This is a genomic window from Streptomyces sp. NPDC050509 (assembly GCF_044457965.1).
Classification (GTDB): domain Bacteria; phylum Actinomycetota; class Actinomycetes; order Streptomycetales; family Streptomycetaceae; genus Streptomyces.
Genome location: NZ_JBITHL010000013.1, coordinates 1 through 22,876 on the forward strand (window position 1 = coordinate 1; position 22,876 = coordinate 22,876).

20 protein-coding genes are annotated in these 22,876 nt (G+C 72.8%); 13 read left to right on the plus strand and 7 right to left on the minus strand.

The features are described 5' to 3' along the window. Positions 1–201 precede the first annotated feature (201 nt). Entirely contained in the window at positions 202–345 is a 144-nt protein-coding gene (locus ACIBJC_RS31250) for a hypothetical protein (RefSeq protein ID WP_399298243.1), read from the plus strand. Positions 346–489: 144 nt separating this feature from the next. After that, positions 490–1,968 carry a UDP-N-acetylmuramoyl-L-alanyl-D-glutamate--2,6-diaminopimelate ligase gene (locus tag ACIBJC_RS31255; protein WP_399298245.1) on the plus strand — a complete coding sequence of 493 codons (1,479 nt, stop codon included), beginning with the start codon at positions 490–492 and terminating at the stop codon, positions 1,966–1,968. 107 nt (positions 1,969–2,075) lie between these two features. On the opposite strand, the gene ACIBJC_RS31260 is transcribed toward ACIBJC_RS31255, so the two are convergent. Next, positions 2,076–3,098, minus strand: a complete 1,023-nt coding sequence (locus ACIBJC_RS31260; RefSeq protein ID WP_399298247.1) for an alpha/beta fold hydrolase — start codon at positions 3,096–3,098, stop codon at positions 2,076–2,078. Positions 3,099–3,315: 217 nt separating this feature from the next. On the opposite strand from ACIBJC_RS31260, the gene ACIBJC_RS31265 reads away from it, so the two are divergent. After that, a complete protein-coding gene (locus tag ACIBJC_RS31265) occupies positions 3,316–4,311 on the plus strand; it encodes an SDR family NAD(P)-dependent oxidoreductase (protein WP_399298249.1) in 996 nt (331 codons plus the stop codon). Between the two features lie 109 nt (positions 4,312–4,420). Here the strand turns inward: ACIBJC_RS31265 and ACIBJC_RS31270 are convergent, their stop codons facing one another. After that, a complete protein-coding gene (locus ACIBJC_RS31270; RefSeq protein WP_399298251.1) occupies positions 4,421–5,449 on the minus strand; it encodes a LacI family DNA-binding transcriptional regulator in 1,029 nt (342 codons plus the stop codon). Positions 5,450–5,719: 270 nt separating this feature from the next. On the opposite strand from ACIBJC_RS31270, the gene ACIBJC_RS31275 reads away from it, so the two are divergent. From ACIBJC_RS31275 to ACIBJC_RS31300, 6 genes are all read left to right on the plus strand, one after another. Further along, complete coding sequence (locus tag ACIBJC_RS31275; RefSeq protein ID WP_399298253.1) at positions 5,720–7,027, plus strand: ABC transporter substrate-binding protein; 1,308 nt, start codon at positions 5,720–5,722, stop codon at positions 7,025–7,027. A gap of 156 nt (positions 7,028–7,183) precedes the next feature. Further along, a complete protein-coding gene (locus tag ACIBJC_RS31280) occupies positions 7,184–8,197 on the plus strand; it encodes a carbohydrate ABC transporter permease (protein WP_399298255.1) in 1,014 nt (337 codons plus the stop codon). Positions 8,198–8,215: 18 nt separating this feature from the next. Then, the gene (locus ACIBJC_RS31285) at positions 8,216–9,142 is read left to right on the plus strand and encodes a carbohydrate ABC transporter permease (protein WP_329822772.1); all 927 of its coding nucleotides are present in this window, start codon (positions 8,216–8,218) and stop codon (positions 9,140–9,142) included. Positions 9,143–9,214: 72 nt separating this feature from the next. Then, the gene (locus tag ACIBJC_RS31290) at positions 9,215–10,663 is read left to right on the plus strand and encodes a GH1 family beta-glucosidase (RefSeq protein ID WP_399298258.1); all 1,449 of its coding nucleotides are present in this window, start codon (positions 9,215–9,217) and stop codon (positions 10,661–10,663) included. 133 nt (positions 10,664–10,796) lie between these two features. Continuing rightward, positions 10,797–12,275 (plus strand): polyprenol phosphomannose-dependent alpha 1,6 mannosyltransferase MptB, encoded by a 1,479-nt coding sequence (gene mptB, locus ACIBJC_RS31295; protein ID WP_399298260.1) that lies wholly within the window; start codon positions 10,797–10,799, stop codon positions 12,273–12,275. After that, positions 12,272–13,615, plus strand: a complete 1,344-nt coding sequence (locus ACIBJC_RS31300) for a glycosyltransferase 87 family protein (RefSeq protein WP_399298262.1) — start codon at positions 12,272–12,274, stop codon at positions 13,613–13,615. The genes mptB and ACIBJC_RS31300 overlap by 4 nt, the downstream gene beginning before the upstream one ends. Here ACIBJC_RS31300 and ACIBJC_RS31305 read toward each other — a convergent pair. After that, positions 13,527–14,765 (minus strand): PP2C family protein-serine/threonine phosphatase, encoded by a 1,239-nt coding sequence (locus ACIBJC_RS31305; RefSeq protein ID WP_399298264.1) that lies wholly within the window; start codon positions 14,763–14,765, stop codon positions 13,527–13,529. The two genes, ACIBJC_RS31300 and ACIBJC_RS31305, sit on opposite strands and share 89 nt — an antisense overlap. A gap of 193 nt (positions 14,766–14,958) precedes the next feature. Here ACIBJC_RS31305 and ACIBJC_RS31310 point away from each other — a divergent pair, with 193 nt between their 5' ends. Continuing rightward, positions 14,959–15,729 (plus strand): DUF4232 domain-containing protein, encoded by a 771-nt coding sequence (locus tag ACIBJC_RS31310; RefSeq protein WP_399298266.1) that lies wholly within the window; start codon positions 14,959–14,961, stop codon positions 15,727–15,729. 173 nt (positions 15,730–15,902) lie between these two features. Here the strand turns inward: ACIBJC_RS31310 and ACIBJC_RS31315 are convergent, their stop codons facing one another. Next, on the minus strand, positions 15,903–17,225 hold the full coding sequence (locus tag ACIBJC_RS31315) for a CAP domain-containing protein (protein ID WP_399298268.1): 1,323 nt from the start codon (positions 17,223–17,225) through the stop codon (positions 15,903–15,905). Between the two features lie 169 nt (positions 17,226–17,394). On the opposite strand from ACIBJC_RS31315, the gene ACIBJC_RS31320 reads away from it, so the two are divergent. Further along, positions 17,395–17,715 carry a DUF6191 domain-containing protein gene (locus ACIBJC_RS31320; protein WP_399298270.1) on the plus strand — a complete coding sequence of 107 codons (321 nt, stop codon included), beginning with the start codon at positions 17,395–17,397 and terminating at the stop codon, positions 17,713–17,715. A gap of 17 nt (positions 17,716–17,732) precedes the next feature. Here ACIBJC_RS31320 and ACIBJC_RS31325 read toward each other — a convergent pair whose 3' ends face one another. Next, positions 17,733–18,410 carry a GntR family transcriptional regulator gene (locus tag ACIBJC_RS31325; protein ID WP_399298272.1) on the minus strand — a complete coding sequence of 226 codons (678 nt, stop codon included), beginning with the start codon at positions 18,408–18,410 and terminating at the stop codon, positions 17,733–17,735. Between the two features lie 142 nt (positions 18,411–18,552). Between ACIBJC_RS31325 and ACIBJC_RS31330 the strand changes: the two genes are divergently transcribed. Further along, positions 18,553–20,064: an NCS1 family nucleobase:cation symporter-1 gene (locus ACIBJC_RS31330; RefSeq protein WP_399298274.1), complete on the plus strand. Its 1,512-nt coding sequence runs from the start codon at positions 18,553–18,555 to the stop codon at positions 20,062–20,064. A gap of 4 nt (positions 20,065–20,068) precedes the next feature. Continuing rightward, positions 20,069–20,794: an aspartate/glutamate racemase family protein gene (locus ACIBJC_RS31335; protein ID WP_399298276.1), complete on the plus strand. Its 726-nt coding sequence runs from the start codon at positions 20,069–20,071 to the stop codon at positions 20,792–20,794. A gap of 38 nt (positions 20,795–20,832) precedes the next feature. Here ACIBJC_RS31335 and ACIBJC_RS31340 read toward each other — a convergent pair whose 3' ends face one another. Then, on the minus strand, positions 20,833–22,062 hold the full coding sequence (locus ACIBJC_RS31340) for an exo-alpha-sialidase (protein WP_399298278.1): 1,230 nt from the start codon (positions 22,060–22,062) through the stop codon (positions 20,833–20,835). Further along, positions 22,062–22,856, minus strand: coding sequence for an HpcH/HpaI aldolase/citrate lyase family protein (locus ACIBJC_RS31345; protein WP_399298280.1), 795 nt, complete (start codon positions 22,854–22,856; stop codon positions 22,062–22,064). The genes ACIBJC_RS31340 and ACIBJC_RS31345 overlap by 1 nt, the downstream gene beginning before the upstream one ends. Positions 22,857–22,876: the final 20 nt, after the last annotated feature.

Here is a 22,876-nt window from a genome sequence, read left to right on the forward strand (position 1 = left end):
GTGTGTGGTGGTTGGGGGGGGGGCCCCCCCGGGGGGCCGGGGGGGGGGGGGGGGCGGGGGGGGGGGGGGGGGGGGGGGGGGCCCCCCCCCCCCCCCCCGGGGGGGGGGGGGGGGGGGGGGGGGCGGGGCCGCCCCCCCCCCCCCACCGCCGTGTCCGCGGGCCCGGTCACCGGAGCGCCGCCGCGGCCGTACACTCGCCTCATGGGTTGTTCACGTGGTGTGAGGGAGTGCCTGCGACAGGCCCCCTGCGCCCGGTGCGAGGCCGTCGCCCGCGCTGCCACCACGACGCCCGGCCCCGTGTCCGCGCCGGAGGCCGCCGCTCTCGCCCTGCACGGCCACGGTTAGGGCCCTTCGTCCGGATCCCGCCCGGGCGGGCCCGTGCCCCGTACACCACCGCCGGATCCCCCTCTCCTCCTGTCACCCCGTGGAACGCTGCCCTCCGGGCCGGTTCGCGGTGCCCCGCACCCCCACCACCACGAGAGGACCCCCGTGAAGCTGAGCACACTGCTCGCCGGGTACGACCACGAGATCCTGCGGGGCGACCCGGAGACGGTGATCACCGCGGGCACCTGCTTCGACACGCACCGGGTCACTCCCGGTTCGTTCTTCGTCGCCGTCCCCGGCCACCGGGAGGGCGGCCCCGGGGCCATCGGACCCGCCCTCGCGCGCGGCGCGGTGGCGGTCCTCGTCGACGCGGCGGCGCCCGGCGCCGACGCGCCGGTGTGGGCGGACACGGACGTGTGTGTCGTACGGGTGGCCGACACCCGTACCGCCGCCTCCGTCGTCGCCTCCCGGTACCACGGCGAGCCGGGGCGCGGGATGGACATGGTCGCCGTCACCGGCACCAACGGGAAGACCTCGGTGTCGTACATGGTCGAGTCCGTGCTGCGGCTCGCCGAGGGCACCAGGGTCGGGGTGATCGGGACGGCGGGCAGCCGGATCGGCGACGAGCTGATCCCCATGCCCCGCTCCGTCCTGACCACGCCCGAGTCGCCGGACTTCCAGTACCTGCTGGGGCGGATGCGTGACCGGGCGGTCTCCACGGTGGTCCTGGAGGCCACCTCCATGGGCCTGTTGACGCACCGGGTGGACCACGCCTACGTCGACGTCGGGATCTTCACCAATCTGACCCAGGACCACCTCGACGACCACGGCACCATGGAGAACTACCGGGACGCCAAACTCCGGCTGTTCCAGGGGCTGTGCGAGCGCGCGGTGGTCAACGCCGACGATCCGGTGGGCGCCGGGATCGCCGCGCTGATGCCCGGCGCGGTGACGACGTACGCCCTCGACACCGAGGCGGACTACCGGGCCACCGATCTCGCCATGGACGCCTTCGGCACCCGCTTCACCCTGCACCACGAGGGACGCAAGTACCCGGCGGCGATCCCCGTGCCCGGCCGGTTCTCCGTCGCCAACGCCCTCGCCACCGTGGCGGCCTGCCATCTGCTCGGGCACGACCTGTCCGGCCTCGTCGGCGCGCTCGACCGGATGCCGCCGGTCCCGGGACGCTTCGAGCGGTACGAGACCCCGCGGGGCAGCGCGGTCATCGTCGACTACGCGCACTCACCGGACTCCCTGGAGAAGGTGCTCACCACCATCCGCGGCTTCGCCCGCGGCCGGGTCATCACCGTCTTCGGCTGCGGCGGGGACCGCGACAACACCAAGCGGGCCCGGATGGGGGAGATCGCCGGTACCCACTCCGACCTGTGCGTCCTCACCTCCGACAACCCCCGGGGCGAGGACCCCCTGACGATCCTCGACCAGATCACCCCCGGACTCGCCGCGACCGGCACCCCGTTCGAGCGGCTCGCCGACCGCCGCTCGGCCATCGCCTTCGCGCTGGAGGCGGCCGGGCAGGACGACATCGTCCTGATCGCGGGCAAGGGGAGCGAGCCGTACCAGATCGTGGGGGACCGGCTCCTGCCGTTCAGCGACATGGCCACGGTGCGCGAACTCGCCGCGTAGCATACGGAGCGGCGCGCCCGGCCCGGACGCGGTCGGCGCCCGCCGGCGGGCCCCGGCCGGCCCGCTGCGGCCGTACCCGGGCCGCGGTCAGGCCCGGGCGGCGGCGGTCAGAGCGCGGCCCGGCCACCGAAGCCGCCACGGGCCGGTGCGGCGACCGTCGTGCCCAGGACCTCGGGACGGCAGGCGTACGGCAGCCCGTCCAGCGGCCGGTCGGTGCAGAAGCGCGCCATCAGATCGGCGAAGTCCGGGATCCGCTCCACCGGGGCGAGATGGTCGGTCTCGTCGATGGTCAGGAACCGCGCCTCGGGCAACGCCGCGGCCACCTCGCGCCCCATCGCGGGCGTGGTCAGCGTATCGTGCTCGCCGGTCACCACCAGGCTCGGTACGGCGGGGACCGGCTCCGGCCGGTACCACTCGTGCCGCATCAGCCGGGTGTTGTGCTCGGCGGACTTGCCGAGCTGCTCCGGGTCCTGGCCGGCGATCTGCTGGTACACCAGCCGGGAGACGGCGGCGTGCTTGCGTACCACCCCGGTGCCGGGGGGCGACATGAAGCGCTCCGCCAGCTCGCGGGCGATGGTCGCGGTCTCCCCGCGGTCGATCATGACGGCCCACCGCTCCATCGCCGCCGCGTAGTCCGTCGGGATCCGGGGCGTCATGCCCACCAGCATCAGCCGGGCGACCATCGCCGGGTAGTGCTGGGCGAACCGCAGCCCGATCGCCCCGCCGAAGCAGGCGGCGACCATGTTGACGCGCGGGACGCCCAACTCGTCGAGCAGGTGCCGGACGACGGCGGCGAGGAAGTCCACGCCGTACGCGGCGGGCAGGAAGTCCGCCGTACCGTACCCCGGCAGATCCACCGTGATCACCTGCCCCACCGGGCTCAGCCACTTCTCGTGCCGCACCCAGGAGTTACGGTCCTGGGAGGAGCCGCCCAGCACCACCACCGGCTCCGTCAGCGGGGCGTCGCGGTGCACGACGCGGCAGGTGTAGCGGAACCCGTCGAACGTGAGGTCCCGCTCCTCGACCGGGCCGGCCGCTCCACGCGCGCCCCCGTCGTACGCCTGCCCGGGGATGAGGGGGTGGGCGCGGGGCGATTCCTGGTCCTGGGCGAGAACGGCATCGATCGACATGGGTGACTCCAGAGCTCCGGTACGGACAAGAACGTCCCTGCCTAGCAGTCGACCCGTACGGGCCACGCATCACTGACCCGATCGTGGGCGATTCGCGCGCCCGGGCCCGCTGGTGAATTCGACTCTCGCGCAGCAGGACGCCCGGTGGGGTGAACCGAGCCCGGTGCCCGCCGGTGCGCTTGACTTCGAGAGCGCTCCAATTCGTAGCCTGCGTCGCATGACAACGCCACAGAACGAGGCAGCACCCCACCGGACGCCGCAGCACCCGATCGGGTCGGGGTTCGGCGCCACGAGCACCGCCCGGGACGTGTTGCGCGGCATCGATCTCGACGGCACGCTCGCCCTGGTCACCGGCGGCTACTCGGGCCTGGGCCTGGAGACCACGCGCGCGCTCGCCGGCGCCGGTGCCCGGGTCGTCGTGCCCGCCCGGCGGCCCGACACCGCACGGAAGGCACTGGCCGGCATCGAGAACGCCGAGGTGGACGAGGTGGACCTCGCCGACCTCGACAGCGTCCGGGACTTCGCGGAACGCTTCCTCGCCACGGACCGCACACTCGACATCGTCATCGACAACGCGGCGGTCATGGCCTGCCCCGAGACCCGGGTCGGCCCCGGCTGGGAGGCCCAGTTCGCGACCAACCACCTCGGCCACTACGCGCTCGTCAACCGGCTCTGGCCGGCGATCGCCCCCGGCGGGGCGCGCGTCGTCTCGGTGTCCTCCACCGGACACCACAACTCCGCGATCCGCTGGGACGACCCCTGGTTCGAGGACGGCTACGACAAGTGGCAGGCGTACGGCCAGGCGAAGACGGCCAACGTGCTCTTCGCCGTCCACCTCGACGCGCTGGCCAGGGAGTCCGGCGTACGGGCGTTCGCCCTGCACCCCGGCGGCATCCTCACCCCGCTCCAGCGCCACCTGACCCGGGAGGAGATGGTCGCGGCCGGCTGGATCGACGAGGACGGCAACCCGCTCAACCCGTCCTTCAAGTCACCGGAGCAGGGCGCGGCCACCCAGGTCTGGGCGGCGACCTCGCCCCGGCTCGCGGACGCGGGCGGCGTCTACTGCGAGGACTGCGACATCGCGGAGACCACCGCGGAGGGCAGCCCCCGTACCGGCGTACGGAGCTACGCGACCGACCCGGAGCAGGCGGCGCGCCTGTGGCGCCTCTCCGCCGAGCTGACCGGGGTGGACGCGTTCGCGACCGGCGGCTGAGCGGGCCGGGGCCCACGCGCCCCGTACCTCCCGCACCGCTTGCCACCGTAGGCCCGCCCCGGGCGTGTCGCGCCGCCTCGTGACACACCCGGGACACGCCGACCGCGCGTCAGCCGCTCCGCCGGTGGACGAGTGTCGTCGGCAGGACGAGCTGCCGCCGGGGCCGGGCGGGGTCCCTGATCTCGTCGAGCAGCAGCCGGGTGATGGTCCGCCCGATCTCCTCGGACGGCTGGTCGACACTGGTCAGGGGCGGCACGGTGTGACGCGCGACCATCGAGTCGTCGAAACCGATGACCGCCACGTCCTCCGGGACACGCCGGCCCCGCGCCCGCAGTTCGGTCAGCGCGCCCGCCGCCATCACATCGGACGCGGCGAAGACCGCGTCGAGATCCGGCCGCCGTTCGAGGAGTTCCCGCATGGCGGCCCGGCCGCCCTCCTCGGTGAAGTCCCCCAGGGCCACCAGGGACTCGTCCACCGCCGCGCCCCGTTCGAGATGGGCGTCGCGCCAGCCCTGGAGCCGTCCGTCGCCGACGTCCATGTCGAGCGGCCCGGTGATCGTGGCGACCGCCGTACGCCCCCGGCCGAGCAGATGGCGCACCGCCTGGGCCGCCCCGCCGGCGTTGTCGGAGCGGACATGGCTCAGCGGCTCGGCGGGGGAGCGCCGCCCCGCCAGCACGGTCGGTATCTGCAGCTTCTCCAGGAACTCCGGCAGCGCGTCGTCCTGGTGGACCGAGACCAGCAGCACGCCGTCCACCCGGTGCGCCTCCACGAACCGGGTCAGCCGGTCCCGCTCGCGCTGGTTGCGTACCAGGATCAGCAGCAACTGCATCTCCGTGTCGGCGAGTTCCGTACTCACCCCGCGGATGACGGCGGAGAAGTACGGCTCCGAGGCCAGCCGGCTCTCCGACTCGGGGATCACCAGCGCGATGCTGTCGGTCCTACTGGTGACGAGCGAGCGCGCGGCGGGGTTCGGCACGTAGTTGAGCTGCGCGATCGCCGCCTCGACGGCCGTCCTGGCCTTCGCGCTCACGCCCGGCGCGCCGTTCACGACCCGCGAGACCGTACCGCGGCCCACGCCCGCGAGCTGGGCCACGGCTTCAAGAGTTGGCCTCCGGCCTGGTGGTTTACGGCTGCTCATCACGTCTCCTGACTCTCGCCCCTGGTCGGCGCCGGTGCGCTCACCAGGAGATTGTGCTGGCCTCCGGGGAATCCGGTTGCGGACGGCCGGAGTTCGGACACATTCACGCAACGGAACCGACTTCGACTCTTGACACGGGACCGTGTTCACCGAGAGTCTTCCACAACCCGCTGGGAGCGCTCCCAATTTTGTCGTGGAGCGGGTCTCCCATCCAGTCGACCGTGAGCCGCAGCAGCGCCCGCCTGTGCGCCGCTGCCAGGAGGAATCCACATGGGCACTGCCCGCAGACGCTTCGGTTCCACCCTCGCATCCGTTACCTCGGTTGCGGTGTCCCTCGTCCTCGTCGCCGGCTGCTCGGGCGGCTCGGAGACGGACAAGGCGCGTACGAAGGACGGCAAGACCGTCATCAGCCTGGGCCTGTTCGGGGTCATGGGGTACAAGGAGACCGATCTCCTCGACCGCTACATGAAGGAGAACCCGGACATCCTGATCGAGGCGGATGTGACCGGTGACGAGCAGACCTACTACACCGCCCTCCAGACCCACCTCGCCGCGGGCAGCGGCCTCAAGGACGTCCAGGGCATAGAGATCGGCCGCGCCAAGGAACTGGTGGACACCCAGGCCGACAAGTTCGCCGACCTCTCCAAGACCGCCAACCTCGACCACTTCCTGCCGTGGAAGTCGAGCCAGGTCACCACCGCCGACGGCAAGCTGCTGGGCCTCGGCACCGACATCGGCCCGATGGCGGTCTGCTACCGCAAGGACCTCTTCGAACAGGCCGGACTGCCCACCGACCGCGAGGAGGTGGCGAATCTGTGGGCGGGGGACTGGTCCAAGTACGTCGAGACGGGGCGGACCTTCAAGGCGAAGTCCAAGGACGACAAGGTCTCGTACATGGACACCTCCAGCGGGCTGTTCAACGCGATGATCTACGGCGGTGAGAAGCAGTTCTACGACAAGGACGGCAAGCTCGTCTACCAGGACAACCCGGTCGTCAAGGACGCCTGGACCCTCGCGACGGACGCCGCCGAGTCCGGACTGACCGCGAAGCTCCGCCAGTTCCAGCCCGGCTGGGACCCGGGCCTGTCCAACAGCACCTTCGCCACCACCGTCTGCCCGGCCTGGATGCTCGCCCACATCAGCGAGAAGGCCGGCCCCGCGAACAAGGGCAAGTGGGACGTGGCCAAGGCCCCGAAGGGCGCCAACTGGGGCGGCTCCTTCCTCGGTGTGATGGAGAAGAGCCCGGTCAAGAAGGAGGCCGAGAAGCTCGTCGCCTGGCTGACCGCGCCCGAGCAGCAGGCGTACATCTTCGAGAAGCTCGGCAACTTCCCGTCCTCGAAGACGGCGATCGACATGCCCGCGGTCTCCTCGGGGACCTCCCCGTACTTCAGCGACGCGCCGATCGGCCAGATCTTCGGCGCCGCGGCCAAGGAGATCCCGGACGAGCAGATCCTGGGACGCAAGGACGGCAGCATCAAGGACACCTTCTCGGCGGGGATCCAGCTCGTGGAGCAGGGCAAGAAGCCGGACGAGGCGTGGAAGACCACGGACGAGCGCATCGAGAAGCTGGCGCGCTGACGCCGGCCCGGCCCGGCCCGCTGTGCCGTTCCCGGCCTGAGGTGACTCCGGCCGTTCCGCTCTGACCCCGAGGCCCGGCCCGGCGGCCGGTGTGCGCGTACCACCGCCGCCGGGCCGGGCCCGCCCCACCGAACAACTCCACGGAAGGAAGCCCGCGTGGCCACCTCCACCCCGGCAGCCCCCACCGGCGGGCAGCCGCACCCCGCGTCAGCCGGTCCCCCCGCGAAGGGCGGCGCCGGCGGCGGGGCGCCCCGGCAGTCGCGGCGCAACCTTCTGCACCGCCTGGACCTCGGGGCGGTGCCGTACGGCTTCATCGCCCCGTTCTTCCTGATCTTCGCCGCCTTCGGGTTCTACCCGCTGCTCTACACCTTCTGGATCTCGCTGCACCGCGTCGAGCTCTCCACGATGGACACCATGGAGTGGCGCGGGCTCGCCAACTTCACGGAGCTGTTCGAGGACGACCGCTTCTGGAACGCGCTGAGCAACACCTTCACCATCGGGGTCATCTCCACCGTCCCGCAGTTGCTGATGGCCCTCGGACTCGCGCATCTGCTCAACTACCGGCTCCGCGGCTCGGTGTTCTTCCGGGTCGCCGTCCTCACCCCGTACGCGACCTCCATCGGCGCCGCCGCGCTCGTCTTCACCATGCTCTTCGAGCGCGACTTCGGCATGATCAACTGGGGTCTCGGGCTGTTCGGCATCGACAACATCGACTGGGAGAGCCAGAAGTGGCCCGCCCAGTTCGCCATCTCCACCATCGTGATCTGGCGCTGGACCGGCTACAACGCCCTGCTCTACCTCGCCTCCATGCAGGCCATACCGAAGGACCTGTACGAGGCCGCCGCCATCGACGGCGCGTCCCGCTGGCAGCAGTTCCGTACCGTCACCGTCCCGGGCATCAGCGCGACGATCATCTTCACGATCGTGCTCTCCACGATCGGCGCGACCCAGCTCTTCGGCGAACCGCTGATCTTCGGGCAGGGGCCCAACGGCATCAGCGGCGGCGCCGACAACCAGTACCAGACGCTGGGCCTGCTGCTCTACGAAGAGGGCTGGAAGAACTACCAGATGGGGCGGGCCTCGGCGATCGCCTGGGCCATGTTCCTCATCCTGATCCTCGTCTTCGTCCTCCAGCGCGCCATCGCCCGCTTCACGTCCCGTACGTCCTGACCAGGGAGCAGCACCCCCATGACCACCGACATCGCACAGGTCCGGGCGGGCGTACGCGACCGGACCGACCCTCCACCGGCTCCCGCCCGGCGCCGGTTCGGCCGGATCCTGCGGCCGGGCGCCGGGCGCCAGCACCACGCGGGCCCCCTCGCGTACACCCTGCTCGGCTTCGCCGCGCTGGTCTCCCTCTTCCCGCTGTACTGGACGATGGTGGCCGCGTCGACCGACAACACCCGGATCTCCCAGACCCCGCCGCCGTTCCTGCCGGGACCGAACCTGTTCAAGAACCTCGGGACGGCGTGGACGGACGCGGCGATGGGCCGGGCGATGGTCAACAGCCTGATCGTCGCCGGAGTGATCGCCCTCTCGACCGTCTTCTTCGCCACCCTGGCCGGCTTCGCCTTCGCCAAGCTCCGCTTCAAGGGCCGCAACATCCTGCTGATGCTGGTGATCGGCACGATGATGGTGCCGCCGCAACTCGGTGTCGTACCGCTGTTCATGATGATGGCCGACCTCGGCTGGGGGCAGCAGCTCCCGTCCGTCATCTTCCCGACGCTGGTGAGCGCCGTCGGGGTGTTCTTCATGCGGCAGTATCTGAAGGAGGCCCTGCCCGACGAACTCATCGAGGCGGGACGCCTCGACGGGGCCCACTCGCTGCGGATCTTCTGGTCCATCGTCCTGCCGATCGCCCGGCCCCCGATGGCCGTCCTCTTCATGATCACTTTCGTGCACGCCTGGAACGACTTCTTCTGGCCCTTCATCGCGCTGGACATGACCAACCCGACCGTGCCGGTCGCCCTCACCCAGCTCAGCGCGGGCTATGTCCGCGACCAGTCGGTGATCATGGCCGGCGCGCTGCTCGGCACCCTGCCGCTGCTGGCGATGTTCCTCGTCTTCGGCCGGCAGATCGTCGGCGGCATCATGCAGGGCGCCGTCAAGGGCTGACGCCTCCCCACCCATTCGACGCACCACACCGTTCGACGCACCACACCGTTCGATCTCTGCGGAAGGACCCTTGTGGCCACCTCAGCACCTCTCACCGGGCGAGCCCTGGACCCTGCGGCACCCCTGAGCTTCCCGCCCGACTTCCTCTGGGGCACCGCGACCGCCGCGTACCAGATCGAAGGAGCCGTCCAGGAGGACGGCCGTACCCCCTCCATCTGGGACGTCTACTCCCACACGCCGGGCAGGGTACGCAACGGCGACACCGGAGACATCGCCACCGACCACTACCACCGCTGGCCCGAGGACATCGAGATCATGTCCGCCCTCGGGGTCTCCGCGTACCGCTTCTCCGTCTCCTGGCCGCGCGTGCAGCCCACCGGCAGCGGGCCCGCCTCGCAGAAGGGACTCGACTTCTACCGGCGGCTCACCGACGCGCTGCTCGCCAAGGGCATCGAGCCCGTCGTCACGCTCTACCACTGGGACCTGCCCCAGCACCTGGAGGACGCGGGCGGCTGGCCTGAGCGGGACACCGCGTTCCGCTTCGCCGAGTACGCGGGCCTCGTCGCCGACGCCCTGGGCGACCGGGTGAAGACCTGGACCACCCTCAACGAGCCCTGGTGCAGCGCGTTCCTCGGCTACGGCTCCGGTGTCCACGCCCCCGGCCGTACCGACCCCGCCGACGCGCTGCGCGCCGCACACCACCTCAACCTCGGCCACGGACTCGCCGTCGAGGCGCTGCGGGAGCGGCTGTCGGCCGGCGCCCAGGTGTCGGTCACGCTCAACCTGCACCACGTACGGCCGCTCACCGGGAGCGCGGCCGACCGTGACGCCGCCCGCCGGATCGACGGCACCGCCAACCGGATCTTCACCGGCCCCATGCTGAACGGCGCCTACCCCGCGGATCTCGTCGAGGACACCTCGTCCGTCACCGACTGGTCCTTCGTCAGGGACGGCGACACGGCACGGATCCACCAGCCGCTCGACTTCCTCGGCGTCAACTACTACTCGCCCACGCTCGTCTCCCACCACGACGGACCACCCGTCCACGGCGCCGACGGGCACGGCGCGAGCGACCACAGCCCCTGGCCGGGCGCCAGCCACGTCGCCTTCCACCAGACCCCCGGCGACCGGACGGCCATGGGCTGGACGATCGACCCGAGCGGGCTGTACGAACTGCTCCTGCGCGTACGGGACGACCACCCCGGACTGCCCCTGATGATCACCGAGAACGGCTCGGCCTTCGACGACTACGCGGGTCCCGAGGGCGAGGTCCGCGACCCGGAGCGGATCGCCTACCTCCACGACCACCTCACGGCCGTCCACCGGGCGATCGAGGCGGGGGCGGACGTCCGCGGCTACTTCCTCTGGTCGCTGCTCGACAACTTCGAGTGGGGATACGGCTACAGCAAGCGCTTCGGCGCGGTGTACGTGGACTACGCGACCCAGCGCCGCACCCCCAAGTCCAGCGCGCACTGGTACGCCAAGCTCACACGTGACGGGACGCTCCCGCCGCGCGACTGACCACGGCCGGCGCGCCCGGACCCGGCGGAACGGCCGGGCCGGGCGCGCGGCTTCAGGCGGTGGCCAGACGGCTGCCACCGGGACGTGGCGGCGGCGTCGCCTGTCGGCCACCCCCTCCTGCGAGCCTCCACAGATGCTCGCCCTGAACGCCGATGTGAACCCGGACCGGTGCCGGATCGTGGGGCTCGTGGGAACCGTCGCGCTGACCGCCGGCGGACTGACCGCGGGCGCCCTGCCCTTCCGGGACACGCCGCCGGCCACCTCGGGCCGGGGCGCCCTGGGCCTGCTGTGCGCCTACTTCGGCCTCGTCCTGCTGGTCGCGGCCTGGTGGTGGCTGGGCCGTGCGGTACGCTCCCCGCGCCCGCCCGCACCCCGCGAACTGCTCACCACCCTCGCCGTATGGGCGACGCCGCTGCTGCTCGGACCGCCGCTGTTCAGCCGGGACGTCTACAGCTATCTCGCGCAGGGGGCCATGGTCGACGCGCGGATCGACGTCTACGCCCACGGGCCCGCGCTGCTGGGCGGACCGCTCGCCGCCGAGGTCGCGCCCGTATGGCTGCACACCCCGGCGCCGTACGGCCCGGTCTTCCTTGCCGTCTCCGCCGGGGCCACCGATCTCCTTCCGGCTGGACTCGCCCCCACCGATGTCTCCGCCGCCGTCCTCGGCATGCGCCTCGTCGCCCTGCTCGGCGTCGGGCTGATGGCCCTCTGCCTGCCGCCGCTCGCCGACCGCTGCGGCGTCCCGAGGCCCGCCGCGCTCTGGCTCGGCGCGCTCAACCCGCTCGTCCTGCTGCACCTGGTCGCGGGAGCCCACAACGACGCCCTGATGCTCGGGCTGCTCGGAGCCGGGCTGGTCGTGGCGCTCGGGCCCGTCCCGCGGGCCGGACCTCCGTGGGCCGCCGGCGCCCGGCCCCTGTGCGCCGCCCTCCTCGTCACCCTCGCCGCGCTGGTCAAGGCCCCCGCCGCGCTCGGACTGCTCGCGGTCGCCGTCCTGTGGTCCGCCCGTCTGTCCGGCCGACTCCGGGTGGCCAGGGCGACGGCGCTGACCTGCGCCGTCGCCCTGGCCACCACCGTCCTGGTGACGGCCGTGACCGGCACGGGGTACGGCTGGCTCGCCACCCTCTCCACCCCCGTGTCGCCGGACAACTGGTCCCTCACCAGCGCACTCGGCCGGCTCAGCGGCGCGCTGCTGGACGCGGCGGGCACCGGCCTCGGCGAGCTGGCCGTACCGGCGTGGCGCTGGTGCGGACTGGCGGCCACCGCCGTGGCGATCGCGGTGCTGTGGCTGCGCCGGGCGCGCCCAGGACCGGTGTACGCGCTGGCGCTGAGCCTGCTCGCGGTCTTCGTGCTCGGGCCCGCGTTCCGCCCCTGGTACGCGCTGTGGGGCCTGTTCCTGATCGCCGCCGCCGCGCCCGACGGCCGGATCCGCCGCTGGACGGCGGCCGGCAGCGGCGTCCTGGCCCTGGCCCTGCTGCCCAGCGGCTCCCCGCCGGACGCGCTGCAGGTGACGCTCGCCGTGGGCGGCGGGGCGCTCGGACTGCTCGCCCTGTGGTGGATGTTCGAGATGTCGGACCCGGCGACGCTGCCCGCCCGCACCCGGACCGCGTCATGACCGACCGCGTCATGACCGACCGCGTCATGACCACGAGGGCGCTGCACCGGGCGGTGGCGAGCCCCGCCCGCCGGGTGCTCACCGCGGGCTGCCTGGTGGTGGCCACCGCCGTCTTCCTGGCGACCGTCCCGCTGCACCGGGACTTCTTCGACGTGGCGGTCTACTACGGCGCGGTCGACGACTGGGTCCACGGCGGCCGGATCTACGACTACCTCAAACCCGGTACCCGGTACGGTTTCACCTACCCGCCGTTCGCCGCGGTCGCGATGGCGCCGATGGCGCTGGTCTCCTGGCCCGTGGCGGTCGCGACCAGCATCGCGCTGAGCGCCGTGGCCTCGGCGCTGCTGCTGCACTGGCTGGCCGCCCCGGTCGTCCGGCGCGCGCTCGCCGCCCGTACGCGCGCCGCCGGCAGGGAGGGTAAGGAAGCGGCCGGTCACGAGTGGTTCACGCTCACCGTCGTCGGCTGTCTCCTCGCGCTCCTCGAACCCGTCCGCGACACCTTCAGCTTCGGCCAGGTCAACCTCGTCCTCGTGGCGCTCGTCCTCGCCGACGCGCGGCTCCTCGCCACCGGGCGGGGCCGGTACGCGGGTATCGGCATCGGCCTGGCGACCGCCGTCAAGCTCACGCCCGGACTCTTCATCGTCTATCTGCTGATCACCGGCCGCCGGCGGCAGGCCGCGATCGCGACCGCCACGGCGGGCGGCGCCACCCTCTTCGCCGCACTCGTGGACCCGGCCGCGTCCCGGGCCTTCTGGACCGACGCCCTGTGGCACACGGACCGCGTCGGAGCGCTCGGCTATGTCTCCAACCAGTCGCTCCAAGGCGTCCTGGCCCGCCTCCAGCCCGATCATCCGAGCCGCGTGCTCTGGGCGGTGTGCGTCCTCGCGGTCCTCGCCGTCTGGGCGTACCGTGCCCGCGCGGCCGTGCGCGCCGGCGACGACCGTGCCGGATTCGCCCTCACCGGGCTCGCCGCCTGTCTGGTCTCCCCGGTGACCTGGGTGCACCATCTCGTCTGGCTGATCCCGGCGCTGATCGTCCTGGCGGACGCGGCGTCGGCGGCACCGGACGGCGGGCGCCGCGTCCGGCCGGCCGGGTGCGTCGCCCTGTACGTGGTGCTGTGCAGCAGCGTCGTCTGGCTGTGGCGGTGGGACTCGACCGGCCCCGACGCCTTCCTCGGCGCCAACGCCTACGTCTGGATCACGCTCGGGCTGCTGTTCGTACCGCCGCGCCCCCGGCACGGTCCGGGCGTCGTCACGGACGGGGTGGCCGCCACTCGATCAGGAGCAGCGTGGCGTCGTCGCGGAGCTGGTTGCCCTGGCGGTCCAGGATCGTGTGGATGATCCGGCGCAGCGCCTCCGGCGCCAGCTCCCCGGCGTCCGCGCCGCGGATGATGGAGTCGGTGAACCGTCCCAGCCCGAGCTCGGCGCCACCCTCGACCCGGGACTCCGTCACCCCGTCCGTGTAGAGCAGGACCCGGTCGCCCGGTTCGAGCACGGTCTCGTACGAGGTGCGGACGGCCGTGGCCATCTGGGAGGGCAGCCCCATCGGCGGTTGGGCGGGCCGCTCCAGCGCCCGGTCCAGGACCCGGCGGCCACGGATGAGCAGCGGCGGGGGATGTCCGCAGTTGCACCAGCGGAAGACGCCCTCGGCCAGGTCGAGCTGGGTGACGATCCCGGTGCAGTACTGGTCGGGCAGCCACCGCCCGAGCGCCTGGTCGATGGTGTCGACGAGCTCCGTCAGCTCGGCGCCCGCGCGGCGGGCGTTGCGGCAGCCCGCCATCGCCACGGTGGTGGTCAGCCCCGAGGCCAGATTGTGGCCCATGGCGTCGAAGATCGCGGCATGCAGGGTGGACGGGGTCAGCGCGTGATCGAAGGCGTCACCCCCGATGTGGTACGCGGGCTCCAGCACCGCCGTCGAGACGGCGCGGTCGCAGCCGATGGTGCGCGGCGGCAGCAGGCCGCGCAGCATCTCCGCGGGCAGGTCCATGGCCTCGGTCCTGGCGTGGCGCGCGTAGCTGTCGCTGTACGCGCGCTTCGAGGTGATCGCCATGGCGAGTACGGAGGCGAGCATGCGGCAGCGCCGCAGCCGGGCGGTGTCGAGGGCGTCCGTACGGATACCGAGGATGCCGAGGCGTTCCGCCCCGTCGACCAGTGGCAGCCAGGCCATGAGCCCGCCCTCCCGGCACTCCTCGACGCGCAGATCGAGCCAGCGGTAGGCGGAGCCCGCGACGGAGGTGTCCACCTCGATGGAGGGCGGCCCTTCGGTGAGCGGTACGAGGTGGCGCTGCTGGATGTCGACGAGATAGATGACGATCCACTCCAGGCCGATCGCGGTCGCGCACCGGTTCACCAGGCCGGGCAGCTCCATCGGGGCGGCGGTGTGGGCCCGCGCGAGGAGTTCTTCGATCAGCCGCTCGCCGGGTCCCGGCCCTGCGGGGGATGCCGGCCCGGACGCCGCCGCGGGGCCGTCCGCGGGGGGTTCGCCCACCATCAGCGACCACCTCCTCCCTTGAGTCTCACACCCCCGCCGCGGTTGTGCCCGCCCTGACCGGGCACACGTGCGGGCGGGCGTCCCGCGGTCCTCGGGGCGGGACCTCGCCGTATTTCCCCGGACTTCCGGGTATATGTGCGATGGGTGCGTTTGTGGCGGGTATACCCACGATGCGAAGGGACAGGTGGAGCACATGTCCGATCACTCCCAGACCTCCGGGGCGACACCCCGGCGGCCCCGGCGCCGGGGCGCGGCGGCGCGGGCCGGGGGACACCGCGGGGGATGGCGCATAGCCGCCATGGCGGCGAGCGCGACGCTGCTGGCCGTCGCGACCACCGCCTGCGACAGCGGCGGGGAAGCCTCCGGCGGCTCCGCGACCTCCACCCCTCCCGCGGCCTCGGCCACCACGCCCACGGGCGGCGGCGGTACGGCGGGGGACGCCACGGCGGGGAGCGGTACGGCGGGCGCGTCGAGCGCACCACCCGCCCCGTCCTCGGCCTCGCCGTCCACACCGGGCTCGTCGGCACCACCGACATCGGGACAGGCTCAGGCCACGTCGTCGCGGTGTACGGCGGCCCGCCTCGGCCTGAGCCTGAGCGCCCCGAACCCCGGCGCGGGCCAGATCTACTACGACCTGCGGCTCATCAACAAGGGGCCGGGCTCCTGCACCCTGCGGGGCTTCCCCGGCGTCTCCCTCCTCGCGGGCGACGGCGCCCCCATCGGCACCCCGGCCACCCGCGAGGGCGGGCAGCTCCCCGCCGTGACCCTGGCGCCCGGCGCCGCCGCGCACATCACGCTGCACACCCTGAACAAGGGCATCAAGGGATCGAGCTGCTGGCCCCGGCCCAGCCTGCTCCAGATCTATCCGCCGGGCTCCAAGGACGCGATGACCCTGGCCACCTCCGCCCCCGTGGTCTGCGGGGACACCTTCATGGTGAGCGCGGTGAGCGCCGAAGGGCACTAGGGCGTGTTTCGAAAGTCCCGCCTGGCTCGCGACGCCTGGCACGCACGCTCGCTGCGTTGTCGGAGTCGTCCAAGTACGCCCAGTACGAGGACGATCCTCCGCCTTGCGATCGCACGCACCAGACGCCGCGAGCCCCGCCCTACGGGCGGACGGCGCTACTTTCGAAACACGCCCTAGCCGGCCTGGCCGAAGAGCTGGGTCCAGTACGTACCGGCCGGGCCGCCGTCCGCGAAGCCGACGCCGAGGTGGGTGAAGCCCGGCTTGAGGATGTTCGCGCGGTGGCCCGGACTGTCCATCCAGCCCTGGACGACCTCGCGCGGGCTCCGCTGGCCGCACGCGATGTTCTCCCCGATGCCGCGGTGCCGGGCCCCCGCGGCGGCGGCGCGGTCCCAGGGCTGCAGGCCCTCCGGGGAGGTGTGGGAGTAGAACGCGCGGTCCGCCATGTCGGTGCTGAACGCCTGCGCGGCCGTCGTCAGACGCGGGTCGTCGGCCAGCGGCGCCAGCCCGGCCGCCGCGCGTTCGGCGTTGGTGAGGGAGCGGACCTCGGCGGCGGTCGCCGTCAGGGTCCGTACGGTGAGGGGCCGCGCCCACAGTGCCGTCCAGTACGTCTCGCCGGAGCCCGGGTCCGTGGCGCTGCCGATGCCCGCGTCGGTGAGGTCCGCGTCGTGGAGCGGCGCGCGCCTGGCCGGGTCGCTCAGGCAGTACTCCACGAACTCGGCGGCGCTGCGGGGCCCGGAGACGAGATGCTGTTCGAGCCGCAGATAGCGGTAGCCGCCCGCGGTGACGCGCTGGAAGAGCGAGAGCCCGTCGGGCCCTTCCGCGTCGAGCCGCCGCCCGCGCGCCATCGCCGCCGCGTGGGCCGCCGCCGCGGCCGTCAGCCGGCCGTCCAGAGCGAGCGGGGGCAGGCCCGCCGCCCGGCGCCGGGCGCGGACGATCGCGTCGAACTCGGCCGCCGTACCGGTCGGGGGCGGCGCGGACGGCGCGGTCCCGGCGGGGGCGCTCGGCCCGGCCGGCTCCTCCGCGACATCGACGCCGAAGTCCCGGGCGATCCCGGCCAGCCCGTCCGCGTACCCCTGCCCGAGCGCGCGCAGCTTCCACCCGGGGCCGCGCCGGTACACCTCCGCCAGGAGCAGCACCGTCTCGTGTGTCTGGCGCGCCGGTGTGAACCGGGTGAGGACGCCGGGGCCCGGTCCGGTGACGGTCATCGCCGGGGGCGGCAGCGCACCGAGCGGGGTGGCCGGATCGGCGGCGCTCACGACCACGGTGAGGCGGCTCGCGCCCGCCCGCAGCCCGCGCGGATCCACGCTGATCCCGCCGCCGGGCAGCAACCGGACGCCGGGCGCGGAGGGCTGGTTGTAGAAGACGAAGTCGCCGTCGCCGCCGACCTTTCCGCTGTCGCCGGTGACAAGGACGGAGAGGTCGAAGGGGCCCGGTACCCGGATCGACAGCTCCGTGTCCGGCAGGGCCAGATTCCCGCCGGCCGTCAACTCGCTCATCGGCACCGCCTGTCCGGTCGAGGGCCCACCCGGACCCGGACGGTCCGGTGTGACGTCGCTCGGTGAACGTCCGGACGGGGCCGGACGGTTCCGCACCGGACCGCGGCCGTCGGCGGCGGGAAGCCGCCGGGCCTTCCCGCCGCTCCGTGCTCCCGCCCATACTGGGGCGATGGAGACCGTGGTGTTCATGACGCTGCCCGGACTGGTCATCGCGCTGACGGTGGTGGCCTTCGTCGACCAGCTTCTGCTGCGCGCCGGCCGGGCGGGGATGCTGCCCTGGCGCAACGGAGCCCGGCAGGGGCAGATATCGGCCACCGGCTTCGAGCAGCTTCACGCGAGCTTCTCGCCGGGCAAGCAGAGCGAGCTGAAGGAGCGGCAGTCGGCGCTGCTGCTGCGCGACGACGAGGAGGACGGCGCCCCGCCGCACCGCACCACGGTGGATCTGGACGGCGGGACGGCGGTCGTACGGATGCCGGGCGCCCGCGGCTAGCCGTACCGCTCGGGCCGTTACCCCGCCTCGGGGCGCTCCCCGGTCGCGGCCTCCGGGCCGAACAGCCGCCGTACGGTGGAGCGGTGGTTGGCCCGGACATGGGCGAGGGCGCTCGCGCGCGCCCGCCCGGGGTCCCCGGAGGCGATCGCCCCGTACAGCTCGCGGTGTTCGGCGAGGAGCCCAGGCCACCGGTCGTTCTGCCGGGTGAGCCAGCGCAGCCGCCCTTCGACCGGCCGCATCACCGAGATGAGCAGGCTGTTGCCCGCCATGGCCAGGATCCGGTCGTGGAAAAGGGTGTTGATGTCGGTGATCCGTTCGGGATCGGGGATCCGGGTGGCGGTCGCGGCGGCGTCGAGCAGTTCCTCCAACTCGGCGAGGGAGTCGCGGCCCGCGCGCTCGGCGGCGAGGCCGGCGGCGTACACCTCCAGGGCCTCCCGCAGCTCGAACAGTTCCGCCACGTCGGTCCGGGTGAGGTGGCGCACCACCGTGCGGCGCGGGGTCTCGAAGAGTACGAAGCCCTCGGCGACCAGCGCGCGGATGGCCTCCCGCACCGGGACGCGGGAGACCGTGAAGCGTTCGGCGAGTTCACGTTCGACGAGCCGGTCGCCGGGGCGCAGCCGCCCGGCGATGATGTCCTGCCGCAGTTCGGCGAGTACGCGCTCGCGGACGGCCCCCAGCGGTTCGGCGGTGGTCATACCTGCCATGATCCCTGATCCGGGAGGTGATTTACCGAGCCGTAACGACAGGGACATGCCATGCGGCGATCCGGGGCAGACCATAGCGAGCACTGTTTGGTATACCAAACAGTGCCGTCCCCTGTCCCCGCCGGGAGGCCCCATGTCCCTCGCAGACCGCGCAGAACCCGTCGCGGCCCCCGCGTTCGTCCCCGACCCGCGCCTCACCAACGAAGACCTGGCCCCCGCCGCCCACCGCAAGTGGAAGGTCTTCGACCTCTTCGCGCTGTGGATGTCGGACGTCCACAACCTGGGCAACTACACCTTCGCCGCCGGACTGCTCGTGCTCGGCCTGAACGTCTGGCAGATCTTCACCTCCCTGCTCGTCGGCTTCGTCCTGATCTATTTCGGGATGAACATGATGGGCCGCGTCGGCCAGCGGCACGGCGTCCCCTTCCCCGTGGTCAGCCGGATCAGCTTCGGGGTCTGGGGGGCCAACATCCCGGCCCTGATCCGGGCCGTCATCGCCATCATGTGGTACGGGATACAGACCTATCTGGCCTCCGTCGCCGTCAATGTGATGCTGCTCGCGGCCCTGCCCGACCTCGTCTCCTGGACGCGCCACTCCTTCCTCGGGCTCGACGCGCTCGGCTGGACCTCGTTCCTGATCCTCTGGGCCGCCCAGGCGCTGATCATCAACCGCGGCATGGAGTCGGTCCGCAAGTTCCAGGACTTCTGCGGCCCGGCGATCTGGCTCGTGATGATCGTGCTCGCCGTGTGGATCCTCGCCAAGGCGGGCTGGACGATCTCGCTCACCTCCACCCCGCACCCCGTCTCCACCGGCAAGCAGTTCGCCCAGTGGTTCGGCGCGATCGGCCTGATCCTGTCGATCTACGGCACGCTCATGCTCAACTTCTGCGACTTCTCGCGCTTCGCACCCGACTACCGGACCGTCAGGCGCGGCAACTTCTGGGGCCTGCCCATCAACTCGACGGCGTTCATCATCGTCTCCGTCATCGTCACGGCCGGCTCCATCGAGGTCTTCGGCGAGGCGATCACCGACCCGGCCCTGCTCGTCGCCAAGGCGGGCAACACCTGGGTCCTGGCGCTCGGGGCGCTCACCTTCGCCATCGCCACGATGGGCGTCAACATCGTCGCCAACTTCGTCTCGCCCGCGTACGACCTGGCCAACGTCTGGCCGCAGAGGATCAGCTTCAAGGTCGGCGGGATGATCAGCACCGTCGCCGCGCTGCTCGTCACCCCCTGGAACCTCTACTCCAACCCCGCGGTCGTCAACTACTTCCTCGGCGGCCTCGGCGCCTTCCTCGGCCCCCTGTTCGGCGTGATCATGGTCGACTACTACTGGGTGAAACGCGGACGCGTCGACGTGGACCAGCTCTTCGACGCGCGGGAGGGCTCCCGCTACTACTACCGCAAGGGGTTCAACCCGAAGGCGCTCTGGGCGTTCCTGCCGACGGCCGCCGTCGCCGCCGTGTGCGCGCTCGTCCCGTACTTCGCCGACGTCGCCCCGTACTCCTGGTTCATCGGAACCGTCACCTCCGGCCTCCTCTACTCGGTGCTCTGCCGCGCGGAACGCGCCGCCACGCCCCCGGCGGAACCGCCCCTGGAGGAACCGCCCCTGGACGAGCCAGGACCGCGACCGGTGGAGGTCTGACAGCGTGCGGATCCTCGTCACCAACTGCAACACCACCGAGGCGATGACCGAGGAGATCGTCCGGGGCGCCCGGGGCGCGGCGGCCCGGGGCACCACCGTCACCGGGCTCACCCCCGACTGGGGACCCGAGTCCGCGGAGGGCTGGCTCGACAGCCATCTCTCCGCCGCCGCTGTCCTGGACGCCCTGCGCCGCCACAAGGAGCCGTACGACGCGGTCGTCATGGCCGGATTCGGCGAGCACGGACGCGAGGGCGCCCGGGAACTCGTCGACGTGCCCGTCGTGGACATCACCGAGGCCGCCGCCCATCTCGCCTGCCTCCTGGGGCGGCGGTACGGCGTCGTCACCACCCTGGACCGCACCCGCGGCCAGATCGAGGACAGCCTCCACGCGGCGGGCGTCGGCGCGCACTGCGCCGCCGTCGTGGGCACCGGCCTGGGCGTTCTCGACCTGGCCGACGAGGGGCGCACCGCCGAGGCGTTCCTGAGCGCCGCGGAACGGGCCAGGGACGCGGGCGCCGAGGTACTGGTCCTCGGCTGCGCGGGCATGACCGGGCTCGACCGTACGGTGGGCGAGGTGGCGCGGCGCCTCGGCATGCCCGTCGTGGACGGGGTCGCGGCGGCCGTCCGGCTCGCCGAGTCCCTGGTCGCGCTGGGACTCACCACGAGCCGCGCGGGCGGCTACGCCCGGCCCCTCCCCAAGCGCCGTGTCTGGTCCGCGCCGTACGGTTGACCTCCCGTACGGCGCGGCGGTCCCGGCACGCGCGGCCGTTACGCGGACAGGTGCGCGTCGGTCCACTCCGGCGCGAGCCTGACGTACTGGATCGAGCGGCGGTGACGGGTGAACGCGACGTGCAGCGTCCCGTCCCCGGAGCGGGCGACCGACGGATAGGACAGTTCGCGGTTGAGCCCGTCCCGGGAGTTGTTGGTCAGGCAGTACCCGTCACCGGTCGCCAGATCGTGCCGAACCGGCCAGGTCAGCCCGCCGTCCGACGACACGGCGAGGGTCAGCGGGGCGCGGGGGGCGCCCCAGAAGGCCGCGTCGGCATCGGGGGCACCGGCCGGAGCCACCTGGCCGCCCTCCTCGCTCACCCCCTCGTCGTCGATCTCGTCGTAGAGCGACTCCCGGCGCTCGGTCGCGTCGGCCGCGCTGCTGTGGTTGTGGACCAGCGCGAGCCGGCCGTCGCCCAGCGGCACGAACTGGATCGACGAGTTGTTGTTGGGCACGTCCAGCGGCTCCGGCGCGCTCCAGCTCTCCCCGTCGTCCCACGACACACAGCGGTGCACGGCGTCCGCCCGGCGGCTGCGGAACAGCGCGACCAGCGAACCGTCAGGACCCGGCTGGACGTTCATGTGCACCAGCCCGGTGGAGGCGGGCACCGGCCGCTCCGTCCAGCTCTCCCCGCCGTCGTCACTGACCATCACGGAGCTGGTGTCCCGGCCGCCCGACCAGCGCTCGCCCGGCGTGGTCAGGCACCGGAACACCGGCAGCAGCCAGCGCCCCGACGGCAGTACGGTGACCGGCTGGCGTACGAAGACCCCGCCCTCGTCCGTGGCCGGGAACAGGACCAGGGACTCGCCCCAGGTCGCTCCGCCGTCCCGGCTGACCCGCCGCCGTACCTCGGCGGTGTCCTGATGGCCCGCGCGCTGAGCGGTGTGCAGCAGCCACAGGTCGCCCGAGGGCGCGGGGAAGAGGACCGGGTTCTGCTCGGAGCGGCCGGAGTCGCCGGAGAGCCGGACCGGCTCCGACCACGCCGCGCCGTCCGGGGCGAGCCGGGCGAACCAGACGGAGATGTCGGCGACGCCCTCCTGCGTACCGGCGAACCAGACGCAGCCGAGGTCGCCACCGGGCAGCACCGTCAGATTCGCGGCGTGGTTCTGCACGGCGGGCGCCGACAGCCGGGCCTCCGCGCGCCCCGGCTCCGTGGGGTGCGGACGCAGCACACCGTCCGCGCCGCCGTATGTCCCGGTTCCGGCCGTCTGCTCGGTCTCGGCGGCCATCAGGCGTCCCCGGACGGGCGGGCGTCGGCGAGATGACGGCCGGCGATCTGCTCCAGATGCGTCAGATCGCTGGAGACGGTCGCGAACGTGTACCCCTCGGCCAGCCGCTTGGCGGCGCTGGCCCCGTCCGCGTTGTGGATGCCCGCGGCGATACCGGCCGCCGCGGCGGCCTCCCGCACCGTGACCAGCGCGGCCTCGAACCGGTCGGCCACCGAGGGGTCGGTCGAGGTGGCACCGCCGATGGCGATCCGCAGGTCGGAAGGGCCGACATAGACGCCGTCCAGCCCTTCGGTGGCGCAGATCTCCTCGACGTTGGCCAGTCCCTCCGCCGTCTCGATCATCGCGAGGACGACGGTCTGCTCGTGCGCCTCGGCCGGGTTGGGGCCGATCCGCAGCCCCGAACGCATCGGGCCGTACGAGCGCCGGCCGAGCGGCGGGTAGCGTACGGCGGCCACCGCGTCGGCCGCGTCCCCGGCGTTGTCGATGAGCGGCACGATGACACCGGCCGCGCCCGCGTCGAGCGCCTTGCCGATCGGCGTCGCGTCATTGGCGTCGACCCGGACCAGGCCGACGGCGGTGGACCCCTTGGTGTCGATGGCGGTGAGTGAGGCGAGCAGGCCCGCGTACTCGATCAGACCGTGCTGCGCGTCCAGCGCCACATAGTCGTAACCGAGGCGCGCGATGCGCTCGGTGGAGACCGGGGAGTCGAGGACGGACCAGTAGCCGACGAGCTGCTCGCGGGCGCGCAGCGCGGCGGCGAAGGCGGCGGGCGTACCGGACGTGTCGCGGGTCATGAGGAGGGCTCCTTGATGGT